This window comes from Lysobacter sp. OAE881 (assembly GCF_040546665.1).
Lineage (GTDB): Bacteria > Pseudomonadota > Gammaproteobacteria > Xanthomonadales > Xanthomonadaceae > Lysobacter_J > Lysobacter_J soli.
Genome location: NZ_JBEPOG010000001.1, coordinates 3,208,453 through 3,227,321, shown reverse-complemented (window position 1 = coordinate 3,227,321; position 18,869 = coordinate 3,208,453). Strand labels below are relative to the sequence as shown.

Sequence of the window (18,869 nt, the reverse complement as noted above, 5' to 3'; positions counted from 1 at the left end):
CGACGAAGGGACGCGGGGGAAATCGACACGGTCCCGGATTTTTTTTTGCGCGCCCTGCGCCCGGTCGTTATCCGTCCCGTGCCGTATCCAGCAGCCAGCCGAGGAACACCTGTGCCGCCGGCCGCAGGCGCCGATGCGCCGGATACACCGCGTAGTAGCCCCACCGCGCCGGCATCGACGGCACGGGCAGTCGCACCAGTTCGCCGCCTTGCAGGTACGGCACGGCGATCCACGAGCGCGCCAGTGCGATACCAAGCCCCGCGGCGGCGGCCTTCATGGCGTCGGTGGTGTCGCTGAAGGTGTAGCGCTCCTCGAACTTCGCGCCATGCACGTGCGCGGCGCGGAACCAGTCATGCCAGCCCTGGCGGGCGTGGTCGGCGATCAGCGGATGCCGCGTCAGGTCGGCCGCGCAGGCAATCCCGGCCGCCGCGGCGTAGTCGGGTGAGGTCACCGGGAACAGCGCTTCGTCCATCAGGAAATGCGCCGTAAGCCCAGGCCAGTGGCCCGGCCCGTGGCGGATGCCCAGGTCCGGGCCGCCGTCGTCGAAGCGGGTCAGGGCGATCTCGGTGTCCACGCTCAGCGCGATGTGCGGGTGCGCCTGCGTGAAGGCCGGCAGCCGCGGCAGCAGCCAGGTGTAGGTCAGCGAATGCAGCGTGGTGATGCGCACGCGGCCTTCGTCATCGCGTGCCCCGCGCAGGCTGCGCAGCACGCCATCCACGTCGGCCAGCGCGGTGCCGGCGGCGTCGGCGAGCTGGCGGCCTTCGGCGGTGAGCGAGACCCCGCGCGCGTGGCGCTGGAACAACGCCACGCCCAGGCGCGATTCCAGCTTGCGCACGTGGTGGCTGACCGCGCTCGCGGTGAGGTGCAGTTCCTCGGCGGCGTGGGCGAAGTTCTGGTGGCGCGCCGCCGATTCGAACGCCGTGAGGGCAGGGAGCCAGTCCGCGCGAAGGGCCATATGAGCCTCAAATCTGATTTGTGTCTGCCTTCGAAAGTATGCGCTTGTAAGGCCTTGTGGCGTAACGACAATGACGGTTCGGGCTGAGCCACACTCTTGATCGCGGAGCAACGCATGGATCGATCCAACGACACCGGGCCACAGGACGTCCCGAACGACGCTCCATTCGAGGCGCCGGCGCCCGCACCTCCGGCGATGCAGGCCTGGGCCATCGACGCCGTGCCGGCGCTCCAGATCGGCCAAGGCTGCACGCGTCGCGACTTGCCCGCCGGCCCCGGCGTGCGCGTGTGGGTGGTCGACATGGCGCCGGGCGCGCAGTGGCCGGTGCTGGATCACCACGAAACCGGCGAGTCGTACTACGTCATCGCCGGGGAAGTGATCGAAGGGCAGGCGCGCTTCGGCCCCGGCACGTACGTGTACTTCGCGCCGGACAGCCGCCATCGCCCGCATACCGAAACCGGCGTGCGGCTCATCGGCATGAACCTGGGCTACTCGGCGTTCCTCGCGGCCGGCGGCAGCCCCGAATCGATCACCCACTGCTACCACCCCACGCAGGGCTGATGCCCGCAGCTGGCCCTGCGCCACACTTCCTCCCCCACGAGGCTTGCGATGAACACCGCCGTGACCGCACCCGCACTACCCGACGCCCGCGAAGGCGGTTGGCTGACGCCGCTGGAACTCGCGCTGCTGGGCGCTATCTGGGGCGCCTCGTTCCTCTTCATGCGCGTGGCGGCGAAGGACTTCGGCGCGATGCCGCTGGTCGAGCTGCGACTCGGGCTCGGCTCGCTGGTGCTGCTGCCGTTCCTGCTGCGCGCGCGCTCGCAGTTCCCGCTGAAGCTGTGGCCGAAGCTGGCGATCATCGGCGCGATCAATTCGGCTGCGCCGTTCATGCTCTTCGCGTGGGCCGCGCAGCGTGCGCCGGCCGGCATCGGCGCCATTTCGAACGCGATGACCGTTCTGTTCACCGCGCTGGTCGGCGCGCTGTTCTTCCACGAGAAGATCGGTGCACGCCGCGCCATCGCGCTGGTGATCGGCTTCGCGGGCGTGGTCGTGCTGGCGAGCGACAAGACCGCCGGTGGCGATCAGGTGGGCTGGGCGGTGGCGGCGGGCGCCACGGCGTCGTTCCTGTACGGCATCGGCATCAACCTGGTGCGCCGCCATCTGACCGGCCTTCCGCCCGCGGCCGTGGCTTCGGCGACGCTCGGCGCCGCGGCGCTGCTGACGCTGCCGTTCGCGCTCGCGACTTGGCCGACGCACGCAATTCCCGCGAAGTCGTGGTTCTCGGTCGGCATGCTCGGCGTGGTCTGCACGGGCCTGGCGTTCGTCATGTACTACCGCCTGATCGCGCGCATCGGCGCGAGCCGCGCCTCCACCGTGACGTACCTGATCCCGGTGTTCGGCGTCGCGTGGGCGTGGTTGCTGCTCGACGAACCGCTGACGATCAAGATGGGCATCGCCGGCGCGATGATCCTGGGCAGCGTGGCCTTCAGTCAGCGCGCTTCGAAGTGACGAGCCGGCGCGAAGCCGCCACGCGGCTTCGCCTTTGCCGGCTCGTCATCCCGGCGAAGTCCGGGATCCAGGCCCGTATCGCATCAGAACCAAGGACCCCGGCGACGGCCGGAATCCAGCGCTAGACCGCGTTCGAAAAGAAGCATCCGGCAAAAACCGGATCCATTCCCCTGACCTCGACTCATCGCCCCATGACCCAGAAACGCGTCGTCTTCGACTTCGACCTGCAGTTCACCAACGGCGGCGGCATCCAGGGGCAGGATTTCCGCCTCGACATCGACGGCGACGACATCGACGACGCCGCGCTCGTCGACTACATCGTGCGCGACCTGCGCCTGCTGATGGTCGGCCCCGCGCGCATCCTCAACAAGAAGATCATCGTCGAGGCACACAAGCGCAAGGCGCAGGCCGATGGCAGTCGTCGCGTGTACGTCGAACTCAGCCACGACATCGAGGACGGCATGGTGACCTATCCCGGTCTTCCGGCCGCGCGCATCTGCGATTACCTCAGCCGCGAGCGTTCGCGCGAGATCTACGCGGCGGGCACGGAATTCCAGATCGCGACGATCGAGATCGTCGCCAACACCGGCACCTACCTCGATTGCCCGTCGCACCGCTACGAACACGGCCACGACCTGTCGCAGATCGGGCCGGAGTCCTTTTGCGACCTCGACACGATCGTGATCCGCGCCGACCACCGGCAGGTGCGCGCGATCGACGCCTCGTATTTCCGCGATCGCGAACTACGCGGGCGCGCGGTGCTGGTGCACACCGGGTGGGACGCGTACTGGCGCGAGGAGGCGTACGCAGTCGAGCATCCGTTCCTGACGCAGGACGCGGCCGAATACCTGCGCGATTGCGGCGTCAAACTCGTCGGCATCGATTCGATGAACATCGATGACACCTCGCGCGACGGCGAGGGCGGCAAGTCGCGCCCGGTGCATTCGATCCTGCTGGGCGCGGACATCCTCATCGTCGAACACCTGTGCAACCTCGCCGCACTGCCGGACGAAGGCTTCGAGTTCAGCGCGATGCCGCCGAAGGTCAAAGGCGCGGGGACGTTCCCGGTGCGGGCGATGGCGCGACTGCGGGGCTAGCCGTTCGCGGCGTCACCGACGCAGTCCTTCGCCCGCCACGTCGAGACCTTCCGGCAACGGTTCCTTCTCCACGCGCGCCTGCGCACGCGCCAGGCCCGCGCCAGTCAGCGCCCATGCCAACGCGATCGCCGCACCCAGCAAGGCCGCGATCGCCGGCTGCTGCGCCAGCATGTCGACCAGCGCCTTCGCCCACCCGCTCACGGCGTCGGCGCCGCGATACACGACCGAGTCGATGAAGTTCTTCGCCTTGTACTTGGCTTCCGTCGGCACGACGGTGAACAGCATCTCGCGGCCCGGTCGCACGAAGGCGTATTCGCCGGCGCGACGCACCACCATCACCACCGCCAGCACCGCGAAGGTCGGAGCAAAGGCCAGCCACACGAAACCGAGCATCGTCACCACCGGCACGGCGACCAGCAACGCCGCCATGCCCAGGCGCTGCACCAGCCGGCCAGTGATGAACACCTGCGAGAGGATCGTCAGGCTCTGCACGATCACGTCGATCGTGCCAAACACGCGCGTCTGGTCCGCGCGGTCGGGGAATTTCATCTCGACCAGACGCGCCTGTTCGAAGTACAGGAACGTGGTCACGCTCGCCAGCAGCAGCACGAACAGCGAAATACTGAGCAGGTAGGGCGAGCGCATCACCGTCGTGATGCCCGCGAACGGATGCCCGCCCAGCGGCCGCGCGCGGGCCTGCGCGCTGAGGTTCTCGCCCGCCGGCTGCGCGTCGCGCCATCGCTGCAGATGCCGCGCGATGAAGATGCCGACCACGAGGAACGCCGCGGCAAGCCACAGCAGACCGGCATGCCCGATCGGCCCCACCAGCGCGATGCCCAGCAGCGGTCCGACCAGGCCGCCGATGCTCGCGCCGGCGGCCATCAGCGCGAACAGGCGCTTGGCCTGCGCGCTGGGGAACAGGTCCACGCACACGCTCCAGATCACCGAGATCGCGATCAGGTTGAACACCGAGATCCAGATGTAGAACGTGCGCGCGATCCACGCGTTCTCCGGATCGCGCTGGAACGCGATGGCGAACAGCGCCAGGTTCACCGCGAAGAAGCCGAACGTCCACGGCAGGATGCGACGCCGCGGCACCTTAGACGCGATCCACCCGAACAGCGGCATCGCCGCCAGCGTCGCCAGGAACGTCCCGGTGAACAGCCATTGCAGGTTGTCCACGCCGCCGGCGACGCCCATCGTCTCGCGCACCGGTCGCAGCATGAAATAGCCGGCGAACATCACGAAGAACAGCGTGGCGCCGATGAGGACCGGACGGGATTCGGCTTCGGTGATGCCGAAGGTGCGGGCGATGCGCGCGGACAGGCTCATGCGGAATTCGTGCTCAGGCCAGCGCGGCGATCAGCGCCTGCCGCTGCTTCGCGTCCAGCAGCGCGCCGGTGCCCGCACGCAGGTTGTCGACCTGGTGCTTCACCTTCGACGTCGCGGGAATCACCACCGTCACGGCCGGATGGCTCAGCACGAACTTCAGGAACAGCTGCGCCCACGAATCGGCACCGACGTCCTTCGCCCACGGCGGCAGCGGCTTGTCGCGCACCTGCGTGATCAGGCGGCCGTCTTCGAACGCGCGGTTGATCATCACGGCGCAGCCCAGCTCCTGCGCGAGCGGGAAAATGGTCTGCTCCGCGCCGCGCGAAACGGGCGAGTAGTTGATCTGGATGAAATCGGGCTTGTGCTTGCGCATCTCGTCGGCGAGCTGCGCCTGGCCGTCCTCGCGGTAATGCGTGAGGCCGGTGTACTTCGTCTTGCCCTGCTGCTTGAGCTCGCGCGCGAGCGCGATCTGCGTCGCCGTATCGCGCAGGTTGTGCACCTGCAGCAGCTCGACCTTGTCGGTGCGCAGGCGCCGCAGCGAATCGTTGAACTGCTTGAGCCCCTCGTCGCGCCCGGTCACGCCGGACAGCTTCGTCGCAAGGAAGAGCTTGCCGCGCGTGTTGGTCTGCGCGATGAGGTCGCCGAGCACGTCCTCGGCCGTGGAGTAGGTGGGCGCAGTGTCGATGAGCGAGCCGCCCGCGGCGACGAACGCCTGCAGCACGTCGCGTAGCGGTCCGCGTTCGCCCGCATCCGCGCCGACTTCGAAACTGCCTGACGTGCCCATGCCGATGACGGGGATCTTCTCGCCGCTGGACGGGATCGTGCGCGTGATCAGCGTGCCGCTGAACGGCTTCGGCGGCGCGGCGCTGGCGGCGGGCGTTGCGGGCGGGCGTTCCTGGCTGCAGGCGGCGAGCGGCGCGAGCGCGACGCCCGCGGCGGCCAGGGTGGCGGTGGAAATGAATTCGCGACGGCTGGTCATGGCGATCTCCCTTCACGGCGACAGGAACGTCGATAGTGACGTTGATAGTGTCGTGGGCGTGCGCACGGGAGTGCCGTTCGGCACGGTCCGGTGTAGGGGTTTGCGACGAAGCGCCGGGAATGTGCGGTGGGGCGTTCCGATACGGGGGCGGTTTGCGTGATTACCCCGCGTCCCGCCGCGGCCGTCATCCCCGCGAAGGCGGGGATCCATGCTTGCGAGCGTCAACGCCTTCGAAGGCCGGAATCGCGTCGGAGAGATGGATTCCCGCCTTCGCGGGAATGACGATCAAGAAAGCGGACACGCTCCTTCGAGCTTCGAGCTCCGAGTCCCGGCGGTTCCCGGGTTCGGCGTGCCCGGATCCCTCACAACTTCCCGATCAACGCCATCGCCGCCGCGGGATTGCGTTCCTTCGCCGCGCTGATGAAGAACACGAAGACATCGCGCTTTTTCTTGGGTACGGCATCCTTCGCCAGCGTCGGAAGCGCGTCAGGTTGGCCGCCTTTCGCCCATTCGTGCGCACGCTTCGCCCACGTCGACAGTTCGCTGTCGGTGTAGCCGGTCGGCACGTCGCTGCGGGCGCGCATCAGGCGCGCGTAAACGAAATCGGCGGTGACGTCGCCGAAGGACGGGTGTTCGTCCGAATCGGTGAACACCGTCGCCATGTTGTGCTTGCGGGCGAGCGCGACGTAGTCGGCGTCGACGAAATTCGGATCGCGCACGTCCAGCACGTGACGCAGCGCACGGCCTTCGGTCTCGCGCGGGAGCAGCGACAGGAACTCCGTGAAGCTCTCGCGCTGGATCTTCTGGTTCGCATCGAACTGCCACACGATCGGCCCGAGGCGATCGCCGAGCGAGGCGATGCCGCCCAGGAAATCCTCGATCTGCGGCCCGGTCTTCGCGAGCGCGCGCGACTGCATGATGCGCATCGGCGCCTTCGCGGAGAACACGAAGCCTTCCGGCGTTTCCGCCGCCCACTTGGCGTAGGTCGCCGGCTTCTGCGCGCCGTAATAGGTGCCGTTGACCTCGATCGCGGTGAGCTTGCGGCTGGCGTATTCCAGCTCGCGGCGCTGCACCAGGCCCTTCGGATAAAAATTGTCGCGCCACGGCGCGAACGTCCAGCCGCCGATGCCGACGCGGATGCCCTCGACGGGCCGGGGATGTTCGTCGAACAGTTCCATGCTCAGGCGTTCCCGCTTTCGTTCCACGGATCGTAGGTGCCGAACCACCACACGTAGCCTTCCGGATCGCGTGCCGCATAGCCGCGACCGCCGTAGTGCTGGTCGGCGATGTCGATGACGATCGCCGCCCCGGCGGCTTTCGCGCGGGCGTAATGCGCATCGGCGTCGTCGACGATCACGCACACGCCGTGCGTCGAACGCCCGCCGATCTCATCGGGCTGCGCCATCAGCTTCGCCCAGTCGCCGTCCTTGTTCGCCGAGCCGAGCATGATCATGCCGGTATCGCGATACGTCAGCTGCGCATGCAGCACGACGTCGCCCTCGGCGTAGACAGCCTGCTTCGTGAAGCCGAACGCGCGCACGAGCCAGTCGATCATCGCTGGTGCGTCGCGATAGCTCAGGGTGGGGACGACGGTGCTGCCGGGGCGTGGCGAAGGCATGGCGACTCCGGTTCGGCGCAGAGGGGCGGGGTGGGGGCGAAGCATAGCGCCGACGGGTTAAGCCGATGTCGCTTCGGGCACATTCGACGGGCGCCGCGCTGGGGCACAATCGGGCCTTCCACCTTCACCAGCATGGAGCACGCGTCATGGCGCATTACAGCGGCGGTTGTCACTGCGGCGGCATCGCCTACGAGGTCGACGGCGAGATCGACCAGGTCCTGGACTGCAACTGCTCGCTGTGCGCCAAGCGCGGCGGCCTGCTCTGGTTCGTGCCGCGAACGGCATTCGAACTGAAGACGCCCGAGTCCAACTACCGCACCTACACCTTCAACACGCACAAGCTGCAGCATCACTTCTGCCCGGAGTGCGGCATCTCGCCATTCACGGAAGGCCAGATGCCGGACGGCACGCCGATGGTGGCGATCAACGCGCGCTGCCTGGAGGGCGTGGATCCGGCGTCGCTGAAGGTGGTGCATTTCGATGGGCGTTCGCGCTGATTCCATTGCGACACCCTCGCTGTCATTCCCGCGAAGGCGGGAATCCATGCCTGCGTGCTCGCACGGTTACCGGAGAGCGTGATGCGCCGGGCTGTTGGATCCCCGCCTTCGCGGGGATGACAACAAAAAAGGCCGCGGCTAATGGAAGCCGCGGCCTCGATCTTTGAATCACCGGACGCCTGGATCCCCCCCTGCGCGGGGATGACGTTCCGGCAATGGCGTGGCCGCGGACCCGGCCGCCGTTTGCTGTCATTCCCGCGAAGGCGGGAATCCATGCCTGCGTGCTCGTTACCGGAGAGCGTGATGCGTCGGACAGTTGGATCCCCGCCTTCGCGGGGATGACGAACCGGCAAAGCCGCGGCCGCAAAGCGGCCGCGGGCCGGTTCGTCACTTGATCGGCTCGTCCAGCATCATCTCGCGCACGTAGCGCACCGGCGGGGCGCCGTAGCTCAGCACCTGGTCGTGGTAGGCCTTGGCGTTGAACTTGTCGCCGAGCTTGGCTTCCACGGCCTTGCGCATGTCGAAGTGCTCCTGCGCGCCGACGAAGTACGTCGGCAGCTGCGCGCTGGTCAGCTGCGCGCGGATCCACTTGCCGGCAGCCTCGCGTTCCTGCTGGAAGGCCTGCTTGGTCATCAGCTCCATCGCCTGTTCCTGCGTCCAGTTGTCGACGTGGACGCCCTGGTCGAGGATCGCGTTGGCGATGGTGCGCAGGTAGAACTTCAACTGCACGAGGCGGAACAGCGGGTCGTTATCGAGGTAGCCCGCGTCGGCCATCATGTCCTCGGTGTAGACCGCCCAGCCTTCGGCGAACAGGCCCGAGCGCAGCACCGAACGCAGCGTCGAATGCGACTTCACCGAATGCGCGCCTTCCAGGTAGTGGCCCGGCATCGCCTCGTGGATCGACAACAGGTGGATCATGCGGCTGTTGTATTCGCGCAGGAACGAATCGACCTGCTTGGCGTCCCAGTCGTCCGGGATCGGCGAGATCGCGTAGTACGTGTCCAGGCCCTTGTCGAGCGGACCCGGCGAATCGCAGTACGCCACCGCGACGCCGCGCTGGAATTCCGGCATCAGGATGATCTTCACCGGATCGTTCGGCACGGTGACCAGGTCGTGCTTGCGCGTGAAATCGGTCGCCTGCTCAAGCGTCTTCTTCGCGAAATCGACCACCTGGTCGCGCGCGGGCTTGTCGGCGTAGGCCAGTTCGAGCGCGGCCTCGATCGCCTTCTGCTGCTGCTCCGGCGACGGATTGGCCGGCATCTCCGGTGCGTTCGGCTTGTCCTTCAGCACGGTCTGCGCGATGGCGTACATCTCGCCGCGCACGCGCTTGAGTTCGCCTTCGGCGCGCTGCTTGATATCCGCGCGCGACAGCGACGAATTCAGCGAGAACTGCAGCTTCTCGTCGTACAGCTTCTGGCCGATGCGGAAGTCGCCCTTCGCGTTCGGCACCAGCGTCTTGTCGAGCCACGTCTGCTGGTCGGCGACCGCCTTGCGCAGGTTCGTCACGGCCTCGTCGAGCTGCTTGCGGTCCTCGCCCTGCAGCTGGTCGGCGTTGGGCGTGATGAACGTGTCGATCAGGCTCAGGATGCCGGCGTTCTGCCTGGCGACCGTCTCTGCGTGGATCTTCGGCACGCGCGCCGGATCGAGGTTCTCGCGCATCTGCGCATAGATGTTCGGGATCTTCTGCATGCGCGCGGTCGCCGACTTCAGGCGCTGCGGCATCGGCGCGAACTCGCGCGCCATCAGGTTGTAGATCGCGCCGCCGGCCAGGCCGCTGTACACCTGTGGATCCCACGCCCAGCTCTGCAGCGTCTCGACGTTCCAGATATCGCCCTGCACCTGGTTACGCAGGATCGCCGCGTCGATCTGGTTCTCGCGCGAGAGCTTGGTGGTGTCGATACCGTCGAGCGCGGCCAGCGTCTTCTTCGCGAAATCCACCTGCGCCTGCCGGCCGGCGGCGCTGAGATCGTCGACCTCGCTGTCGAAGTCGTGCTTGCCGATCTGCGTGGCGGACACCGGATTCAGGCGCAGCCAGCCGTCGAGCCACTGCTGGGAGACTTCGGCCAGGCGCGCGTCGGTCGCGGCGTCCGAGGTCGGCGCGGCGGCGGTGGCCTTCGTGTCGGCGGGCGCGGGCGTGGTCTGCGGCTGGCAGGCGGCGAGGCCGGCGCTGAGCACGGCGACGGCGAGGAGGGTGGGACGCAACGAGGGCATGTTCTCTGGGGCTCGGATCAGGCGGCGGGGCCGCGGGCCGGCCGAGGATATCGCCTGCGTGCCCGCCACCGCATGGGCCGGAGGGTGGGCGCGTCTTGCCGAATCGGGCCGCAGGGCCTTCGCTCAGGATCCGGCCGCGATCCGTTCCGGGTGCGCGTACACGTTCAGCGAATCGCCGCGCGCGAACGCCGCCAGCGTCACGCCGGCGGCGTCCGCGGTGCGGATGGCCAGGTCCGTCGGCGCGGAGATCGCCACGACCAGTCCAATGCCGGCCGTCGCCGCCTTGTGCACGATCTCGTACGACGCGCGCGAGGTGATCACGACGAATCCCGAGTCCGGCGCTATCGCGTTGCGCGCCATCGCGCCGATGAGCTTGTCCAGCGCGTTGTGGCGGCCGACGTCCTCGCGGACCAGCAGCCCACCACCGTGCGCGAAGCCCGCCGCGTGCACGCCGCCGCTGAGCGCGTTCAGCGGCTGCTGCGCGGCGAGGGCATCGAGCGCGGCTCGGATCGACCCGACGTCCACGCGCATGGATGACGTGACGCGCGGCGCCGGTCGCAGCGCCGCCTGCAGGCTTTCGACGCCGCACAGGCCGCAACCGCTGCGGCCTTCCATGCCGCGTCGCCGGTCGGCCAGCGCATCGAAACGCGGTTGCGGGATCGCGGCGTGCAATGCGACGCCTTCGTCATGGCGCACGACATCGACGAGGCGGAACTCGGATGCATCGCCGACGATGCCTTCGCCCAGCGCGAAGCCGAGCGCGAAGTCCTCCAGCGAGTCGGGCGTGGCCATCATCACGGCGAAGGACTCGCCGTTGTAGAGCAATGCGATGGGCGCTTCCACGATCACGCGATCGTCGTGCGGCGCGCGATCGCCCGCACGCAGGCGCAGCGCCTGCACCGGTTGCAACGGCTCGTTCATGCCGAATCCACCAGGCTGCGCCCCTTCTCGGTGAGCCAGAGCCGCGTGCGTTCGCCGTCCTGGCGGCGTTCGACCAGGTCGAGTCCGTCGAACCGCGGATCGTCGCCGAGCGCGGCGAGCACGCGCTGCAGTTCGCTCAGGCCCAGCTGCAATCGCTTGGCGACGCGATGGATCGACTGGCCGTCTTCCTCGCGCAGCAGGCGCAGCACGGCGAGCGCCGATTCCTCGCTCATGCCGCCCTCCGGCGCAGCAGTCGCACGGGGATGGATTTCGACGCCGGCGTGCGTGCGCGTTCGGCGTGATGGTCCAGCGGAACGAGCGGATTGGTCTCGGGGAAATACGCGGCGAGGCAACCGGGCGGGATGTCGTATTCGACCAGCCGGAAATCGCGCACGACGCGTTCGCCGTCGTGCCAGACGGAGGCGATGTCGACGTGCTCGCCGTCGCGCAGCTGCAATCGTTCGAGATCATCGCGCGAGATGAACACCACGCGGCGCAGTCCGTGCACGCCGCGGTAGCGGTCGTCCATGCCGTACACGGTGGTGTTGTACTGGTCGTGCGAGCGCACGGTCATCAGTTGCAGCACGTCGGCCTGTGGCTTGCGATCATCCAGCGCGTGCGCGTAGAAGCCCGCCTTGCCGCGCCGGGTCGGGAACACGCGCTCACGCCCCGGATGGTGAAGGTGGAACCCGCCGTCGGTGCGCACGCGCGCGTTGAAATCGGCGAAGCCGTCGACCACCTGCGCGATGCGGTCGCGGATGCGGTCGTAATCCTCGATCAGCGCCAGCCATGGCGTGCGACTGCGCGGCAACGTGGCGGCCGCGAGGTGCGCGACGATGGCCGGCTCCGACATCAGGTGCTCAGACGCCGGTGGATTCATGCCCGACGACAGATGCACCATGCTCATCGAATCCTCCACCGTCACCGCCTGTGGGCCGCTGGCCTGCACGTCGATCTCGGTGCGCCCCAGGCACGGCAGGATCAGCGCATCGCGCCCATGTACCAGGTGCGAACGGTTGAGCTTGGTGCTCACGTGCACGGTGAGTTCGCAGCGACGCAGCGCTTCGTGCGTATGCGCGGTGTCGGGCGTGGCGGCGGCGAAGTTGCCGCCCATCGCGAAGAACACCTTCGCGCGGCGGTCGAACATCGCCTCGATCGCGGCGACGGTGTCGTAACCGTGTTCGCGCGGCGGCTGGAAATCGAACGCGGCGCCCAGGCGATCGAGGAACGCGGGCGAAGGCTGTTCGTAGATGCCCATCGTGCGGTCGCCCTGCACGTTGGAATGGCCGCGCACTGGGCACGGTCCGGCGCCCGCCTTGCCGATGTTCCCGCGCAACAGCAGCAGGTTGCCGAGCATCTGGATCGTCGCCACGCTGCGCGCGTGCTGCGTGATGCCCATGCCCCAGCAGGCGATGGTCGCGGTGCTGTCGAGGTAGGTGCGGCCGGCCTGTTCGAGGTCCGCGCGCGACAGGCCCGATTCGCGTTCCAGCGCTTCCCACGGCGTCGCGCGCACGCTGTCGGCGAAGTCGTCGTAACCGTGCGTGTGCCTCGCCACGAACGTGTGGTCCACCGCGCCGGATTCGATCACCACCTTGCACAGCGCCGTGGCGACGGCGAGGTCGCCACCGATGCGCGGCTGGTAGTACTCCGAGGCGATGCGCGTGCTGCCGCCGAGCATCTCGGTTGGCGCCTTCGGGTCCGCAAAGCGCTCCAGCCCGCGCTCGCGCAACGGATTGAACGCGACGATGCGGCAGCCGCGTTTCGCGGCGCTGCGCAGTTCGCCGAGCATGCGCGGATGGTTGGTGCCCGGGTTCTGCCCGAAGATGAAGATCGCCTGCGCGTGTTCGAAATCCTCCAGCGTCACCGAGCCCTTGCCGCTGCCGAGCTGTTCGGTGAGCGCCACGCCCGAGGCTTCGTGGCACATGTTCGAGCAGTCGGGCAGGTTGTTGGTGCCGTATTCGCGGACGAACAGCTGGTACAGGAACGCCGCCTCGTTCGACGTGCGGCCTGAGGTGTAGAAGATCGCTTCGTTCGGCGACGCGAGTGAATTCAGGGCGCGTGCGATCGTCGCGAACGCCTCGCTCCACGCGATTGGCCGATAGGTGTCGCTCGCGGCGTCGTACGCCATCGGTTCGGTGAGGCGGCCCTGCGCTTCGAGGAAGCGGTCGTCCTGCTCGTTCAACGATGCGACCGTGTGTTGCGCGAAGAACTCGGGCGTGACGCGACGGGACGTCGCCTCGTTCGCCACGGCCTTGACGCCGTTCTCGCAGAATTCGAACGTCGAATGCACGTTGCGGTCCGGCCACGCGCAGCCGGGGCAGTCGAAGCCGCTGGGCTGGTTGGCGCGCAGCAGCGTGTTGGCGCCCTTCATCACGACCTGCTGGTCGCGCAGCGCCTGCCAGGAGCTGCGCAGCGCATCCCAGCCGCCGGCGGGCTTCACATAGAGTTCGATGGATTTCTTGTCTGACATCGGATGCTGCAGAAGGGCTGCGAAGGCGCACGCCAGCATCATAGGCCCGCGCGCCCGCGGCGGCGATGACGTCCGGCGGGTGCGGGCGGGCGCGAAGCGGTGGCATAGTCACCGCACTTTCCGGCCGGATCCGCGTTTTCGCGGGTCGCCCTCCGCACGGACCCACCACATGCGTCTTTCGCTGCGTTTCCTCGCAATGCTGTTCACCCTTGGCCTCGCCGCGCCCGCGTTCGCGGCGCCGGCCTGCCCGCCAGAGGGCTGGCCGCTCGAACGGCTGGAAGCCCTGCGCCAGAGCGGTTTCGTCGTCGCCGATCCGGGCGAGCGCGCGACGCTGGCGTATGCGCTGTCGAACTGCCTTGCGGCGAGCGATCCTCAACTACGCGACGAACTGGCGTATGAAGCGCTGTCGACGTGGATGCGCAAGGGCGAGCTCGCGCCCGACACGCTGCGCGCGTTGCGGGACCGCTTCTACGCGATGCTCGGCGAGCCCGATCCGGACGGCGTCGCGTGGCCGTTCGCGGCGCTGGCGTTGTCGGAAGTGGCGCGCACCGACCGCGTGTCGCCCTGGATGACGCCCGCCGAACGCACGGCGATGGTGCTGCGCGCGGTGACGTACCTGGAATCGGTGCGCGACTACCGCGGCTTCGAGCCCGGCGAGGGCTGGCGGCACGGCGTCGCGCATGGCGCCGACTGGCTGATGCAGCTCACGCTGAATCCTGCGCTGGATGCGCCGCAGCTGCATCGCATCGTCGATGCGGTGGCGGCGCAGGTCGTACCGGCGACCGGCGTTGCGTACGTGTTCGGCGAACCGCAGCGGCTCGCGGCGCCCATCGTGTACGCGGCGCAGCGCGGCGTGCGCGACGAGGCCGGCTGGACGGCGTGGTTCGCCGCGCTGGTGCCGCGCCTGGGCGATCCGTCGCAGGCGTGGAAGGATCCGGCGTGGCTCGCACGCCGGCACGATCTGGTCGCGTTCCTGCAGGCCGTGTACGTGGAAGCCGGCCAGTCCACCGACAAACGCACGCGTACGGTCATTCCGGGCGTCGTCGCGGCGCTGAAATCGCTGCCTTGAGGCGCTGCGCGACGGCGTAATTCGGACCTGTCCGATTCAAGCGCCTCCGGGATCTGCCGACCATGGCCGTTTGTTCGGACAGGGACGACGGCCGGATGCGCCATACCCAACCTCGCGAAACCTGCCCGCGCTGCGGCGCGAACGTGCGCACGCTGCAGCTCGCCGGCGAGCCGGTGCGGCATCACCAGTGCACCGGCTGCGGTTATCGCTACGAGAACGTGCCCGAGGGCTACGACGAGCAGGGGAAACTCGATGGCCTCGCTGGCATCGATGCCCTGCCGGAAGACGATCGCGATGCCATGGAAGGCATGATCTTCCTGATCCTCGGCGCGGGCACGATGATGGGCGGGATCGAGCTGACGTCACGTTCGATCGCCGAACTGGTCGCCGAACATGGTGCGCCGGAGTCGGTTTTGCGCAATTTCGCGTGGCCGGCGCACCAGTGGCTGCTGAAGCGCGTGAAACGCTTCACGTCGCATCTGGTCGCCATCGACCAGGGACAATGGCGCGTGTGTTTCACCGTGCGGCGACTGAGTCCCGTGGCGCTGGGCTAACGTTTCCGCGGCAAACGACGATGCGGGTCAGCCCTCGTCGTTGTCGAATTCCACCAGCACGTCGAGGTCGAACGCGAGCGCTTCGACCGCATCGCGCACGCGGTTGGCGGTGGCCTGGTTGGGCGCGTCGATTTCCAGCGCGTGCTGGCCCGGGCCCTGGTCGTCGGGCAGGCCGGCGGAACTGGAATCGTCGTCGTCCATGTGCGGCATGAGGTCGTCGACTTCCTCGATGTGCTCGATGCCGTCCAGGCTGGTGAGGAGGTTGGCGATGGCGCGGACGTCGTCGTCGCTGCCGGTCACGCGCAGGCGCATCAGGGGCATGGGGTCGAACCTTCGTCGGTGTGGCCGTTGGAGGCAGGCTATTGAGCGACCGGGCAAGGCGGCGTGATGGCGCCCGGCGTGCGCGTGTCATGCGCGAGGAGTAGGGTTGGGCGCATGAATGCGAAGCTTCCCGTGCCCGGCGTCACCCTTCGCCCGCTCGAACGCGGTGACCTGCATTTCGTGCATGTGCTCAACAACAACCGCAGCGTGATGGGCTACTGGTTCGAGGAACCGTACGAGTCGTTCGTCGAGCTGGAAGAGCTGTATCGCAAGCACATCCACGACCAGTCCGAACGGCGTTTCATCGTCGAGGACACGGCGCACGAACGCGTGGGACTGGTCGAACTGGTGGAGATCGACCACCTGCACCGGCGCGCGGAATTCCTGATCATGATCTCGCCCGACCAGCAGGGCCGCGGCTACGCGCGCGCGGCGACGCGGCTGGCGATCAACTACGCGTTCCGCGTGCTCAACCTCTACAAGCTGTACCTGCTGGTCGACGTGGACAACACGCGTGCGATCCGGATCTACGAGGACGCGGGGTTCCGTCGCGAAGGCGTGCTGGTCGACGAGTTCTTCAGCGACGGTCGCTACCACGACGTGGTGCGGATGTGTTTGTTCCAGCGCGATGTGCTGCGCGAGGATGCGGGGCGCAGGGAGGCGGGCGTCGGTGTTGAGGAGCGGACGGCGCCGCCGTAGTACGGATAGCGCCTCTTTAGGTGCTCTGGCTCTTGCTCGTCATTCCCGCGAAGGCGGGCCGCTTCTGGGCCGCCGAATGGCGGCACCACCCATGGACTTTTCATGCTTTAGCCGTAGCCCGGCAAAGCAAAGAAGAATCACCCGCCAAGCTTCCGATCGCCTGCGGCGCTCGGGTCACTTTTCTTTGCTCGCACAAAGAAAAGTAACCCAAAGAAAGTGCGTGCAAGTCCAACCCAGTCCTACGGCCGGACGGAGAAAGGGCGCGTTCGCGATTCGTTTGGCCCGCGCTTGCGGCGCGGGCGTTCGGGCGATGCGCGAGCCAGTGGCTCGCAAGCGCGCATCGCCCTCACTCCATGGCTCAGCGCTCACCGCCGCACATCCTGTGCGGCGCCCTTCGGGGCTAGTGAACTGATCGGCTGTTCGACAGCAACAGCAACAGCAACAGCAACAGCAACAGCAACAGCAACAGCAACAGCAACAGCAACAGCAACAGCAACAGCAACAGCAACAGCAACAGCAACAGCAAACGGATTCCTGTTGCCGCTGGAGTGACGGCGGGCCTTAGCCCCTCTCCCACCGGCGACCGAAGGGAGTGCAGAGCTGAGAGGGGTTGGGGTGAGGGGCAACGAAGCCTCGACGGCGAACGACCATCGCCGCACAGCGCTGCGCTGCACCTTTGCAGTTCGGATGCAGAAGCGAATGGATTCCGGCTTTCGCGGGAACGACGATGCGCCCCGCGACAAACCCCTACGACTTCGAAGCGCCCGCCGGCTTCGCACCCGAACGCGGCTTCTTCGCGCGCGGCTTGGGCTTCGCCTTTTCGACCACCGGCTTCGGCGGCGGTGCGCGCGTCGGGAGCGGGACGTTGCACAGGTCGATGTGGCCGGCCATGTGCTTGTACCACTCGTCGCGACGGTTGCGCCGCGCTTCGACGAGTTCAGCGAACAGCGGCGTGTCGGTGCGCAGCACTTCGATGCCGACGCGCTCCTTCTTCGGCACTTCCGACGCAAGGCGGATCGACTTGATCGGCGTGCGCTGCGACGGCTGTTCGTAGAAACCCAGCGGGCCGGTGCCGCGCGGCAGGACCGACAGCAACTCCATGCCCTGCAGCACGCGACCGACCACGGTGATGTTGCGGTCGAGCTGGCGCGGCGACTGGCCGATCACGACATACAGCTCAGTACCGTTGCTCGAATCGGCGGCCATGTCGCGGCCGGCGCCGACCGTGCCGTAGCAGTGCGCCATCCACGCGGCGTCGGCGCCCGGATCGCGCCCGGCCGGGAAACCGCTGGAGAAGCCCACTTCCGGCGCCCAGCCGTCGACGTCAGGCAGTTTGTCGAAGGGCAGGCCCTTGGTCTTGCGGGCGAATTCCGCCGGCAGCTTCGCCTTGGCGCCGCGACCGAGCGGTTTGCGGTCCTTCTCTTCCTGCGCAGGGTCGCCCCATTGCACGACGAAGTTGTCCTGCGAGCGGTTGATGCTCATGCCGTTCCAGTAGCCGTTCTTCGCCAGCGCACGGATGTTGGCCACGTGTGCCGGCGCAAAGGCGGGCGCCAGTTCGATGAGCACGCGACCGGAATCCAGGTCCAGGTACAGCAGGTTCTTGTTGTCCGGCGTGCGCCAGTCCGTCGGCTGGGAGGCGTCGAGGATTTCCTGCATCGACCGCGGCTTGCCGGGCACGGCGTCCTCCGCGGCGACCTGCGCCAGGGGCAGGACAGCGAGCAGGGCGACGAGCAGGGCAGGGCGCCAGCGGCGGGCGTCGCGCTTGGGCGCCATGGATTCCAACGCGACAGGCTTCGACAGAACGGGTTTGCGCACGACGGAAATCCCCCTTGGATCCGGATCGCTGAACACGCGGATTCTGGCTCACCGCCCCTCCGGGCGGCCAGCCCCATGCCGTGGGAACGTGATGGCCGTTGCGTGACCGGACATCACGACCCGCCGTCCGGCGGATCGTGACGGGCCATCAGGACGAAGCGCCGTTCGTGCCCTTGCGGGCGCGGGTCCGGGCGGCCTTCTTCGCCGCGGCGCTGCGCGAGGCGGACGTGCGGGTCGACTTCTTCGCCGCCTTCTTCGCGGTCTTGCGGCCCGCGGTCTTCTTCGCGGCTTTCTTCGTCGCCTTCCTTGCCGTCGTCTTCCTCCCGCTGGTCTTCTTGGCGGCCTTGCGGGCGCCGGTCTTCTTCGCAGTCTTCTTGGTCGCTTTCTTCGCCGTCTTCCGCGCGGTCTTCTTTGCGGCCTTCTTGCCGGTCTTCCTGGCCGCCTTCTTCGCCGGACTCTTGCGAGCGGTCTTCTTCGCGGCCTTCTTGTTGGCCTTCTTCGCGGACTTCTTGCGGCCCGAACCGCTGCGCTTGCCGCCACCGTCCTGCTTGTTGACCGTCGCCCAGGCGATGCGCTCGGCGGCTTCCTCGGAGCGGCCTTCCTTGCGCTCGCTCTCCTCGATGTGCTCGGCCTGTCGCTGCTGTTTGTCGGTGTAAGCGGATTTGTCGCCTCTGGGCATCACGTCGCTCCTCGGCCGCGGGGCATGCGGCACCGGATTCGGTCATAGCAGCCGCGCGGTGGAGATCCCGGCAAGGCGCGTGACTAATGGCAGGTTCGGTATATGGAAGTTCACATTACTGTTGAGTCCAGCCTACCGGCCGA

Annotated in this window: 20 protein-coding genes; 7 read left to right on the top strand and 13 right to left on the bottom strand. The window is 67.7% G+C overall.

Going from position 1 to position 18,869, the window contains the following annotated elements; genetic code table 11:
* Window positions 1–67 precede the first annotated feature (67 nt).
* Window positions 68–955: a LysR substrate-binding domain-containing protein gene (locus tag ABIE51_RS14850; protein WP_192631286.1), complete on the bottom strand. Its 888-nt coding sequence runs from the start codon at window positions 953–955 to the stop codon at window positions 68–70.
* 114 nt (window positions 956–1,069) lie between these two features.
* On the opposite strand from ABIE51_RS14850, the gene ABIE51_RS14845 reads away from it, so the two are divergent.
* The 3 genes from ABIE51_RS14845 (at window position 1,070) to ABIE51_RS14835 (ending at window position 3,561) form a co-directional block, all read left to right on the top strand.
* Window positions 1,070–1,516: a cupin domain-containing protein gene (locus ABIE51_RS14845; RefSeq protein WP_354504405.1), complete on the top strand. Its 447-nt coding sequence runs from the start codon at window positions 1,070–1,072 to the stop codon at window positions 1,514–1,516.
* 48 nt (window positions 1,517–1,564) lie between these two features.
* Window positions 1,565–2,464, top strand: coding sequence for a DMT family transporter (locus ABIE51_RS14840; protein WP_157030789.1), 900 nt, complete (start codon window positions 1,565–1,567; stop codon window positions 2,462–2,464).
* Window positions 2,465–2,655: 191 nt separating this feature from the next.
* Window positions 2,656–3,561 (top strand): cyclase family protein, encoded by a 906-nt coding sequence (locus tag ABIE51_RS14835; protein WP_192631285.1) that lies wholly within the window; start codon window positions 2,656–2,658, stop codon window positions 3,559–3,561.
* 12 nt (window positions 3,562–3,573) lie between these two features.
* Here ABIE51_RS14835 and ABIE51_RS14830 read toward each other — a convergent pair whose 3' ends face one another.
* The 4 genes from ABIE51_RS14830 to ABIE51_RS14815 all read right to left on the bottom strand — a co-directional run bounded on the left by ABIE51_RS14830 (window position 3,574) and on the right by ABIE51_RS14815 (window position 7,490).
* Window positions 3,574–4,893 carry an NTP/NDP exchange transporter gene (locus tag ABIE51_RS14830; protein ID WP_192631284.1) on the bottom strand — a complete coding sequence of 440 codons (1,320 nt, stop codon included), beginning with the start codon at window positions 4,891–4,893 and terminating at the stop codon, window positions 3,574–3,576.
* A gap of 13 nt (window positions 4,894–4,906) precedes the next feature.
* Window positions 4,907–5,872 (bottom strand): aldo/keto reductase, encoded by a 966-nt coding sequence (locus ABIE51_RS14825; RefSeq protein ID WP_192631283.1) that lies wholly within the window; start codon window positions 5,870–5,872, stop codon window positions 4,907–4,909.
* Between the two features lie 362 nt (window positions 5,873–6,234).
* Window positions 6,235–7,050, bottom strand: coding sequence for a DUF72 domain-containing protein (locus ABIE51_RS14820; RefSeq protein WP_192631282.1), 816 nt, complete (start codon window positions 7,048–7,050; stop codon window positions 6,235–6,237).
* A gap of 2 nt (window positions 7,051–7,052) precedes the next feature.
* A complete protein-coding gene (locus ABIE51_RS14815; protein WP_192631281.1) occupies window positions 7,053–7,490 on the bottom strand; it encodes a VOC family protein in 438 nt (145 codons plus the stop codon).
* A gap of 146 nt (window positions 7,491–7,636) precedes the next feature.
* On the opposite strand from ABIE51_RS14815, the gene ABIE51_RS14810 reads away from it, so the two are divergent.
* Window positions 7,637–7,987: a GFA family protein gene (locus tag ABIE51_RS14810; protein ID WP_192631280.1), complete on the top strand. Its 351-nt coding sequence runs from the start codon at window positions 7,637–7,639 to the stop codon at window positions 7,985–7,987.
* Between the two features lie 387 nt (window positions 7,988–8,374).
* On the opposite strand, the gene ABIE51_RS14805 is transcribed toward ABIE51_RS14810, so the two are convergent.
* The 4 genes from ABIE51_RS14805 to ABIE51_RS14790 all read right to left on the bottom strand — a co-directional run bounded on the left by ABIE51_RS14805 (window position 8,375) and on the right by ABIE51_RS14790 (window position 13,589).
* On the bottom strand, window positions 8,375–10,189 hold the full coding sequence (locus ABIE51_RS14805) for a DUF885 domain-containing protein (RefSeq protein ID WP_192631279.1): 1,815 nt from the start codon (window positions 10,187–10,189) through the stop codon (window positions 8,375–8,377).
* Between the two features lie 132 nt (window positions 10,190–10,321).
* Window positions 10,322–11,119, bottom strand: coding sequence for a formate dehydrogenase accessory sulfurtransferase FdhD (gene fdhD, locus ABIE51_RS14800; RefSeq protein ID WP_192631278.1), 798 nt, complete (start codon window positions 11,117–11,119; stop codon window positions 10,322–10,324).
* Entirely contained in the window at window positions 11,116–11,352 is a 237-nt protein-coding gene (locus ABIE51_RS14795) for a helix-turn-helix domain-containing protein (protein ID WP_192631277.1), read from the bottom strand. The genes fdhD and ABIE51_RS14795 overlap by 4 nt, the downstream gene beginning before the upstream one ends.
* Complete coding sequence (locus ABIE51_RS14790; RefSeq protein WP_192631276.1) at window positions 11,349–13,589, bottom strand: FdhF/YdeP family oxidoreductase; 2,241 nt, start codon at window positions 13,587–13,589, stop codon at window positions 11,349–11,351. The genes ABIE51_RS14795 and ABIE51_RS14790 overlap by 4 nt, the downstream gene beginning before the upstream one ends.
* Before the next feature lie 169 nt (window positions 13,590–13,758).
* Between ABIE51_RS14790 and ABIE51_RS14785 the strand changes: the two genes are divergently transcribed.
* Both ABIE51_RS14785 and ABIE51_RS14780 read left to right on the top strand, forming a co-directional pair.
* Entirely contained in the window at window positions 13,759–14,658 is a 900-nt protein-coding gene (locus tag ABIE51_RS14785; RefSeq protein WP_354504400.1) for a DUF2785 domain-containing protein, read from the top strand.
* A gap of 95 nt (window positions 14,659–14,753) precedes the next feature.
* Window positions 14,754–15,212, top strand: a complete 459-nt coding sequence (locus ABIE51_RS14780) for a hypothetical protein (RefSeq protein WP_115844832.1) — start codon at window positions 14,754–14,756, stop codon at window positions 15,210–15,212.
* Between the two features lie 27 nt (window positions 15,213–15,239).
* Here ABIE51_RS14780 and ABIE51_RS14775 read toward each other — a convergent pair whose 3' ends face one another.
* On the bottom strand, window positions 15,240–15,533 hold the full coding sequence (locus tag ABIE51_RS14775) for a hypothetical protein (protein ID WP_115844834.1): 294 nt from the start codon (window positions 15,531–15,533) through the stop codon (window positions 15,240–15,242).
* Window positions 15,534–15,647: 114 nt separating this feature from the next.
* On the opposite strand from ABIE51_RS14775, the gene speG reads away from it, so the two are divergent.
* On the top strand, window positions 15,648–16,232 hold the full coding sequence (speG, locus tag ABIE51_RS14770) for a spermidine N1-acetyltransferase (RefSeq protein WP_115844836.1): 585 nt from the start codon (window positions 15,648–15,650) through the stop codon (window positions 16,230–16,232).
* Window positions 16,233–16,632: 400 nt separating this feature from the next.
* Here speG and ABIE51_RS14765 read toward each other — a convergent pair whose 3' ends face one another.
* The 3 genes from ABIE51_RS14765 to ABIE51_RS14755 form a co-directional block, all read right to left on the bottom strand.
* Window positions 16,633–16,758, bottom strand: a complete 126-nt coding sequence (locus ABIE51_RS14765; protein WP_354504397.1) for a hypothetical protein — start codon at window positions 16,756–16,758, stop codon at window positions 16,633–16,635.
* Window positions 16,759–16,979: 221 nt separating this feature from the next.
* Entirely contained in the window at window positions 16,980–18,005 is a 1,026-nt protein-coding gene (locus ABIE51_RS14760; RefSeq protein ID WP_192631726.1) for a peptidylprolyl isomerase, read from the bottom strand.
* A gap of 190 nt (window positions 18,006–18,195) precedes the next feature.
* Window positions 18,196–18,726, bottom strand: coding sequence for a hypothetical protein (locus ABIE51_RS14755; RefSeq protein ID WP_192631275.1), 531 nt, complete (start codon window positions 18,724–18,726; stop codon window positions 18,196–18,198).
* Window positions 18,727–18,869 lie beyond the last annotated feature (143 nt).

What these genes read in the sequence shown, in the direction of transcription:
- ABIE51_RS14840 (WP_157030789.1), top strand. Translation starts at nt 1,565, where the DNA reads ATGAACACCGCCGTGACCGCACCCGCACTACCCGACGCCCGCGAAGGC.
- ABIE51_RS14780 (WP_115844832.1), top strand. Translation starts at nt 14,754, where the DNA reads ATGCGCCATACCCAACCTCGCGAAACCTGCCCGCGCTGCGGCGCGAAC.
- ABIE51_RS14810 (WP_192631280.1), top strand. Translation starts at nt 7,637, where the DNA reads ATGGCGCATTACAGCGGCGGTTGTCACTGCGGCGGCATCGCCTACGAG.
- ABIE51_RS14845 (WP_354504405.1), top strand. Translation starts at nt 1,070, where the DNA reads ATGGATCGATCCAACGACACCGGGCCACAGGACGTCCCGAACGACGCT.
- ABIE51_RS14790 (WP_192631276.1), bottom strand. Translation starts at nt 13,589, where the DNA reads ATGTCAGACAAGAAATCCATCGAACTCTATGTGAAGCCCGCCGGCGGC.
- ABIE51_RS14775 (WP_115844834.1), bottom strand. Translation starts at nt 15,533, where the DNA reads ATGCCCCTGATGCGCCTGCGCGTGACCGGCAGCGACGACGACGTCCGC.
- ABIE51_RS14795 (WP_192631277.1), bottom strand. Translation starts at nt 11,352, where the DNA reads ATGAGCGAGGAATCGGCGCTCGCCGTGCTGCGCCTGCTGCGCGAGGAA.
- ABIE51_RS14815 (WP_192631281.1), bottom strand. Translation starts at nt 7,490, where the DNA reads ATGCCTTCGCCACGCCCCGGCAGCACCGTCGTCCCCACCCTGAGCTAT.
- ABIE51_RS14830 (WP_192631284.1), bottom strand. Translation starts at nt 4,893, where the DNA reads ATGAGCCTGTCCGCGCGCATCGCCCGCACCTTCGGCATCACCGAAGCC.
- ABIE51_RS14760 (WP_192631726.1), bottom strand. Translation starts at nt 18,005, where the DNA reads ATGGCGCCCAAGCGCGACGCCCGCCGCTGGCGCCCTGCCCTGCTCGTC.
- ABIE51_RS14820 (WP_192631282.1), bottom strand. Translation starts at nt 7,050, where the DNA reads ATGGAACTGTTCGACGAACATCCCCGGCCCGTCGAGGGCATCCGCGTC.
- ABIE51_RS14755 (WP_192631275.1), bottom strand. Translation starts at nt 18,726, where the DNA reads ATGCCCAGAGGCGACAAATCCGCTTACACCGACAAACAGCAGCGACAG.
- ABIE51_RS14835 (WP_192631285.1), top strand. Translation starts at nt 2,656, where the DNA reads ATGACCCAGAAACGCGTCGTCTTCGACTTCGACCTGCAGTTCACCAAC.
- ABIE51_RS14825 (WP_192631283.1), bottom strand. Translation starts at nt 5,872, where the DNA reads ATGACCAGCCGTCGCGAATTCATTTCCACCGCCACCCTGGCCGCCGCG.
- fdhD (WP_192631278.1), bottom strand. Translation starts at nt 11,119, where the DNA reads ATGAACGAGCCGTTGCAACCGGTGCAGGCGCTGCGCCTGCGTGCGGGC.
- speG (WP_115844836.1), top strand. Translation starts at nt 15,648, where the DNA reads ATGAATGCGAAGCTTCCCGTGCCCGGCGTCACCCTTCGCCCGCTCGAA.
- ABIE51_RS14850 (WP_192631286.1), bottom strand. Translation starts at nt 955, where the DNA reads ATGGCCCTTCGCGCGGACTGGCTCCCTGCCCTCACGGCGTTCGAATCG.
- ABIE51_RS14785 (WP_354504400.1), top strand. Translation starts at nt 13,759, where the DNA reads ATGCGTCTTTCGCTGCGTTTCCTCGCAATGCTGTTCACCCTTGGCCTC.